General features: G+C 42.9%; 9 protein-coding genes. 4 read left to right on the forward strand and 5 right to left on the reverse strand.

The window, feature by feature from the left end; genetic code table 11:
- Positions 1-13 precede the first annotated feature (13 nt).
- Together ACTNB3_RS09505 and ACTNB3_RS09510 are read right to left on the reverse strand one after the other, a co-directional pair.
- Positions 14-511, reverse strand: coding sequence for an N-acetyltransferase family protein (locus ACTNB3_RS09505; protein ID WP_441025256.1), 498 nt, complete (start codon positions 509-511; stop codon positions 14-16).
- Between the two features lie 38 nt (positions 512-549).
- Positions 550-837 (reverse strand): peptidylprolyl isomerase, encoded by a 288-nt coding sequence (locus ACTNB3_RS09510; RefSeq protein WP_427820163.1) that lies wholly within the window; start codon positions 835-837, stop codon positions 550-552.
- A 333-nt stretch (positions 838-1,170) separates the two neighbouring features.
- On the opposite strand from ACTNB3_RS09510, the gene ACTNB3_RS09515 reads away from it, so the two are divergent.
- Complete coding sequence (locus ACTNB3_RS09515; protein WP_427820164.1) at positions 1,171-1,653, forward strand: hypothetical protein; 483 nt, start codon at positions 1,171-1,173, stop codon at positions 1,651-1,653.
- Between the two features lie 65 nt (positions 1,654-1,718).
- Here the strand turns inward: ACTNB3_RS09515 and ACTNB3_RS09520 are convergent, their stop codons facing one another.
- The 3 genes from ACTNB3_RS09520 to ACTNB3_RS09530 all read right to left on the reverse strand — a co-directional run bounded on the left by ACTNB3_RS09520 (position 1,719) and on the right by ACTNB3_RS09530 (position 3,857).
- Positions 1,719-2,921 (reverse strand): class I SAM-dependent rRNA methyltransferase, encoded by a 1,203-nt coding sequence (locus ACTNB3_RS09520; protein WP_441025258.1) that lies wholly within the window; start codon positions 2,919-2,921, stop codon positions 1,719-1,721.
- Between the two features lie 23 nt (positions 2,922-2,944).
- Entirely contained in the window at positions 2,945-3,301 is a 357-nt protein-coding gene (locus ACTNB3_RS09525) for an arsenate reductase family protein (protein ID WP_427808356.1), read from the reverse strand.
- 88 nt (positions 3,302-3,389) lie between these two features.
- Positions 3,390-3,857, reverse strand: a complete 468-nt coding sequence (locus tag ACTNB3_RS09530) for an HAD family hydrolase (RefSeq protein ID WP_427808354.1) — start codon at positions 3,855-3,857, stop codon at positions 3,390-3,392.
- A gap of 195 nt (positions 3,858-4,052) precedes the next feature.
- Between ACTNB3_RS09530 and ACTNB3_RS09535 the strand changes: the two genes are divergently transcribed.
- From ACTNB3_RS09535 to ACTNB3_RS09545, 3 genes are all read left to right on the forward strand, one after another.
- Positions 4,053-4,541 carry a hypothetical protein gene (locus tag ACTNB3_RS09535; protein ID WP_427808352.1) on the forward strand — a complete coding sequence of 163 codons (489 nt, stop codon included), beginning with the start codon at positions 4,053-4,055 and terminating at the stop codon, positions 4,539-4,541.
- Positions 4,542-4,820: 279 nt separating this feature from the next.
- Positions 4,821-5,339, forward strand: coding sequence for a SanA/YdcF family protein (locus ACTNB3_RS09540; protein WP_427820195.1), 519 nt, complete (start codon positions 4,821-4,823; stop codon positions 5,337-5,339).
- On the forward strand, positions 5,326-6,396 hold the full coding sequence (locus ACTNB3_RS09545) for a DUF3810 domain-containing protein (protein ID WP_427820166.1): 1,071 nt from the start codon (positions 5,326-5,328) through the stop codon (positions 6,394-6,396). The genes ACTNB3_RS09540 and ACTNB3_RS09545 overlap by 14 nt, the downstream gene beginning before the upstream one ends.
- The last annotated feature ends 188 nt before the right edge of the window (positions 6,397-6,584 follow it).

Below are 6,584 nucleotides of genomic sequence, written 5' to 3' on the forward strand. Positions count from 1 at the left end.
ATGAATCTATTCTTTATTCACCGATCAGCACTTTTTCAAACGCAATTCTTTCGGTTCCGTCCTCCACGACAACCGTTCCTCTTCTGGAAAATCCAAGCTTTTCCAGAAGCTTTCTCATCGGGCGGTTATCTTCGTGCGTATCGATCCGAAGATGACCGCCCGCCTGCCGTACCGCCCAGTTCAGGCAAAACGTCGCCGTCCCCCGTGCTTTCCGGTCCGTGGTAATCCGATGCACAACACCATAAGGCGAATCATCCATCCACGATCCATCATAGATTTGTCTGTATGTCGGATCCTCTCCGATTCTAAAATAAAACGTGCCGACAATCTCTCCGTCTTTTGTACAGACATAGCTGTCTCCGTCTTCTATATCAAGAACGATCCATTCCTCTTTTGGATTTGAAGTCCCCCATTGATCCGGATTCCCGTTATCCCTCATGATCTGTCGGGCCTCTTCATACATCTCCATGATCTTCGGGAGATCCTCCATTGTTGATTTTCTTATTATCATTCACTCATTCTCCTGAAATTAAAAAAGCTCCAATAAAATCACATATATTTCGCTTTCAGCGCTTCCACCTTTGCCGTATAAGCCACATTCTGCTTCTGCTGCATAAGGTTCTGTCTGATTCCCGGTTCCGCCTCCGCAAATGGAACCTTGGACGCCTCATTTTTCTTCTCCACCTTAATCAAATGATAGCCGAACTGTGTCTTCACCGGTCCCACAATAATTGTGATCGCAGGGACGGTTCTTTTGCCAAAGACTGTATAACACAATCCTACGAGAGTGACAATGAATATACCTATCTGGATCAGATCCGAATATGTAACAAACAATGGCATCACCCTCCTTTCTTTCGTCTGGACGGTGATGCCCCTTCTAAGTATGGAGGGGTAGGCCGCCTTTTATGTGTTCCCGACTATCCGTGAAGTCAGTATAGCACACCTTCATCGCGGCTGGCAAGCCAATGGGCGATGGTCGTGGCAAGATGCTGGGGTCAAAAGGAACGTCCCTATTTCCCATTAAATGTCAGAATATATATAATTCAAAATTATAATAATTAGTATTTTAAGATATCATTGACAAGTAATCAGATATATGTTAATTTGAATCCAGAATTTATGTGCATTTTTGTTTGAAGTAAATTTATAAAAGAAAGGAGTATTGTTATGAGAAGGATTCATCGAAGTATCGGATTTCTAATTATTTTAATATTACTTTTCATAGTGTGTTCGACTTCCATATTTTACAATTTTTTTTATGAAGAATATAATATCAAAAAATTTGTTACGGAATGGTTTACTGATGATAAAAAAATTCAAACGAGTTATCAAAATGCCATTTTAACAGGAACATATGATTCTATTCTGGAAGATCGATTGGAAAATTATTTCACTAATTTTAAAATTTATAAATCATTCAGAAATGCTTTTGAATATATCCCTATTCGCATATTACAAAAATATGATTCTTATTATATTACAAAGGTAATTGTTACTAAAGAAAAAAATGGATATTTAGCAACCGCATTTCTCAAACTAAAAAATGGGGATATAACCGTTACTCATAAAATTGAAATGAAATTCCAAACAGATATAAATTCAAAAAAAATAAATTACTTTACTGTAATTGATGGTCAAAATATTGAATAAAAAATAAAAGGGGTTGCTATTTACAGCAGCCCCTAACTAATTCAGCATTTTTAATACTCTCAAAATCACTTCTCATCTACTACCTGGAAAATATAAAATTTCAGATAATAAGATTCATCTGCCGCCCACAGGATCGGGTGATCCGGTGCCTGTGTCCGGTATTCGATCTGGCGCAGTCTCTTATGTACATTTTTTGCCGCCTGCGTGATCGTTTGCGTAAATAATTCCGGTGTCATGAAGTGGGAGCAGGAACAGGTGGCGAGATAGCCGCCGTCCTTCACCATCTTCATTGCGCGGAGATTGATCTCGCGGTATCCTTTTACTGCATTTTTCACCGAATTTCTGGATTTGGTGAATGCCGGCGGATCCAGGATGATTACATCGAATTTTTCGCCTTTTTCTTCGAGTTCCGGGAGCAGTTCGAATACATCGGCGCATTTGAATTTGACGCGGTCTTCGAGATGGTTCAGCTGTGCATTCAGGCGTGCCTGTTCTACTCCAAGTTCGGATGCATCCACACCGAGTACGCTGTCTGCCCCTGCAATTCCTGCATTCAGTGCAAAAGAACCTGTATGGGTGAAGCAGTCCAGAACCTTCGCGCCTTTGCACAACCGTTGGATCGCTTTCCGGTTATATTTCTGGTCCAGAAAGAATCCGGTTTTCTGCCCTTCTTTGACATCGACTATGTATTTGACACCGTTTTCTGTGATTTCCACATTTGTATCGAATTCCGGGCCGATGAAGCCTTTTGCCAGTTCCATTCCTTCCTGCTTTCTTACCTTGGCGTCACTTCTCTCGTAGACGCCGCGGATCTCGATTCCATCCTCCTTCAGAACCGTTTTCAGAATATCGATGATCTCTTCTTTCATTTTGTCGATTCCAAGGGCCAGGGACTGCACGACCAGCACGTCTTCGAATTTGTCGATTACCAGTCCCGGAAGGAAATCCGCTTCTCCGAAGATCACACGGCAGCTGCCCGTATCCACCGTTTTCTTTCGGTATTCCCACGCATCGCGCACACGCATTTCGAGAAACTCATGATTGATCTCCTGCTCTTGTTTTCTTGTCATCATACGGATGCGGATTTTGGAATTCATATTGATAAATCCTCGTCCCATTCCATAGCCGTCATAATCATGAACAATCACAATGTCCCCGTTTTCAAATTCTCCGACGATAGAGGCGATCTCATTATCGAAGACCCATGCGCCTCCGGATTTCAGTAATCGTCCTTCCCCTTTTTTCAATGTCACTATTGCCTGACTCATCTTGTTCCTCCCTCACCGCACATTTATCCAATCAGATCTTTCCATTCTTTTTCCCGAAATCCCGGGAAAGCGAACGTATCTCCTACGAGAATCGGTCTTTTCACCAGCATGCCGTCTGTTGCAAGCAGTTCATACTGTTCTTCTTCTGTCATCTGCGGAATCCTATCCTTAAGTCCCAGTTCTTTATATTTCATTCCACTGGTATTGAAGAATCTCTTAAGCGGAAGTCCGCTCATTTTGTGCCATTTTTTTAATTCCTCCACAGACGGATTGTTCTCTACGATATGTCGGTCTTCAAATGTTACGTTCTCAGATTCCAGCCATTTTTTTGCCTTCTGGCATGTCGTACATTTTGGATATTCTACAAATAATATGCTCATCTCTTTCTTCCTTTCAAAATAAAATATCTATTCTCATTTATCACCCGCATCCGGTGATCAATTGACTACTATAGTATGTCCCGGCATTCTATCCGCGCAGTCCTGCAATGATCCGGTTCGGATACAGGAACAGATCCAGCCCGTCCTGCATGGAGCGGACACAGATATCTGCCTCTTTAAACAGTCTTCCATACATTCCTTCTTTATCCATGATTGCAATGGAAAGCGCCGCTTCTTTCAGCATCAGTTCATCATTTCGCCCATTTCCCATCGCCGCGCAATGTTTGCTGCCGGTCGCCTTGATCAGTTCTTTTTTATATTCTCTGGCATTGCCTGTAGGAAACGTCTGTAAAATCACGGGCAGACCTTCGCACTGATCCTTCGCATTTCCATTGGTATCCGCCGTCAATATATAGATGCGGAACAGTTCTGCCAATGCAGTCAGTCTCTGCTTTACTCCCGCCGGAATGATTCCGTCCACTGCAATCGTTCCGTTAAAGTCCAGAAACAACGTATCTATATCCAATGTTTTGTATTCGGGAATTACTATTTTCATAAGCACCTCTCGTTTTCATATGTCCTGGTTTTTTTCATGTATATAATAACATAAAAATACCAGAGATAAACCGTTTTCACACAGAAAACTTTATTCCGGGCAGATTTTTTGTGATTCATATTTTTTCAGCAATCGGAAATACTACCATCGTTACAATAAACTATATTGACAAATTACGGAAAGGACATACGTATTATGAAAAAAAGCGCAATAACACAACTCTTTCTGACAATAACTCTTGTTCTGACGTTCCTTGCTGCGGGATGCAAAAGCCAGACTATTTCAGACGGAACCTCTTCCGGTGCTTCCAATTCAACCGAAAATACGGCATCTGCAGGAAACTCGGAATCTTCCGACACCACAAATGAATCCCTCACTGAAAAACATGATGCCTCGCTCAGTGATCTGACTTCCCAGACATCCGGCATGATTTCCAAAATCGACAATTCTTCTCCGACAGGAACGGCCGAAGAGCATCGGACGCAATATCTGGATTTAAAAAACGAAGTGGAAAAGCTCGAAACAGAATTAGATCGTTTTGAAGATTCTCTGGAAAATGATTACCGGTCTTCAAACATTTCCAGAGCGTATTTTCTGGAAAAAGAAAGGGAAATTGAAAATCTTGAGGAACTTCTGGATGCCGCCGAAGAGAAGCTTGATTTTACGTTCGGCATGGAGTCTTAACAACGAACCTGTAAAATCGGGAAGCCCTGTTCTTATCTCCGGGTTCCCGATTTTTTTGTCAGTACCGCACAGTCTCGATAATTTTGTAACTGTTCAGAGCCAAGCGGATTTGTCAAAAAAGGGCGTTGAACAATTACATAATTTCTTAAATTTTCCTGAACCTTCCGACTTCTCATTTACACATTTTCACACGCCATATATAATGAAAATATATGGACTCATTTAGATTGACCCTACAAAGGAGAGGATGTTTCTTCCGTTTCCGACGCAGATTGTATTCTGGTCCTTGGCGCCGGAATCCGTACTGACGGCTCTCCATCTCCTATGCTGCAGGATCGTCTGAACACCGGAATCGAACTTTACCAGAACGGTGCTGCGCCGAAGCTTTTGATGAGCGGCGATCACGGAAGAAAAAAATATAATGAAGTGCAAACGATGAAGGATATCGCCCTTGACCAAGGGGTTCCCTCCGAAGATGTGTTCATGGATCACGCCGGTTTCTCCACATATGACAGTCTTTACCGCGCACGGGATGTTTTCCAGGCCAGAAAGGTGATCATCGTCACCCAGAAATATCATCTTTATCGTGCCCTTTACATCGCACGTTCTCTGGGACTTGACGCATGGGGCATATCCGCCGATACCCGCAGGTACAGCGGACAGGCTTATCGGGACTTCCGTGAAATTCTGGCAAGAGATAAGGATTTCTTCGTATCTATTTTCAAACCACTACCTAAATATCTTGGCGATGTCATCCCCATCGCCGGAGACGGAGATTTGACGAATGATGAAAACTGATTCAGCAATTTCTGACCTGAGACGAGCCTTCACTGCCGTCATACTGGCTGCAGGAAGCCTGTGCCTTCTTTACGCTGCTCAGAATATTCCGGCTTTTGCCGACTGGTACACAGCTCATGTTTATTCCATTCTGGTAGAAACGCTCGGGAGATTCTGGGGAATATTTCCATTTTCCGCGGTAGAATTCGGACTTTATCTGGCTATCTTTGTGCTGATACTGTCTCTTATTTACGCAATCCGCAGGAAACGCCTGCGCAGATGGGGAGCAAATGTACTTCTTTTCGCCTCGATTCTCTTCTTTACATACACCCTGTGCTGCGGGATCAATTACGGCCATAAGTCCTTCTCTGTGGCAACGGGAATTACTACTTCTTCCTATACCGCAGAAGAACTTGCTTCCGTATGTGAGCTTCTTACGAATCACTTAAACCGGCTTGCCCCTGAAATTTCCTGTGCCGAAGACGGTACTTCTCTTATGGGAAAGAAGATGGTTCCCCGGAATGCCAAAAAGGCTATGGAGCATATCGGCACGCTTTATGATGAACTTGATGGATATTATCCTCTTCCAAAGCGATTGACGGTTTCCGAGACACTTTCCTACCAGAACCTGTCCGGCATCTATTCGCCTTTTACAATAGAAGCAAATTATAACGATGACATGACGGAGTACAATCTTCCCTTTACCGCCTGTCACGAGCTTTCTCATTTACGGGGTTTTATGCAGGAGGAAGAAGCGAATTTTATTGCGTTTCTGGCATGCGTCAACGCGGACTCTCCTGAGTTCCAATACAGCGGCTATATGTTGGGTTGGCTTTACGCAACCAACCAGCTCTATCATGCAGATTACGAAGCCTACGAACGGATACATTCCATGCTCAACAATCAGTCACAGATTGATCTTGCGGCAAACACGCAGTTCTGGAATACATATGACGGACAGATTGCTGAAGTATCCAATCAGATCAATGACAGTTATCTGAAGGCAAATGGTCAAGATGACGGAGTTGCCAGCTATGACCGGATGGTCGATTTGATTATGGCATATTATAATGAATAGAATTTCACGGCAAAATCGATACCATCAATACAGCTAAGCCTCCGAAAAATTCCATAATCTTACCTCCTGCCGGCATCTGGTAGTGTCAAAAACTACCTGTTTTTTTGTTCCAAAATTCAATAAAAACCTTGATTTTATGGGAGAATGCAAATAAAAAGAGCATTGACCTCCCTTTTTCTGGTATAATG

The organism is Bariatricus sp. HCP28S3_D3, assembly GCF_052065755.1.
Lineage (GTDB): Bacteria > Bacillota > Clostridia > Lachnospirales > Lachnospiraceae > Allocoprococcus.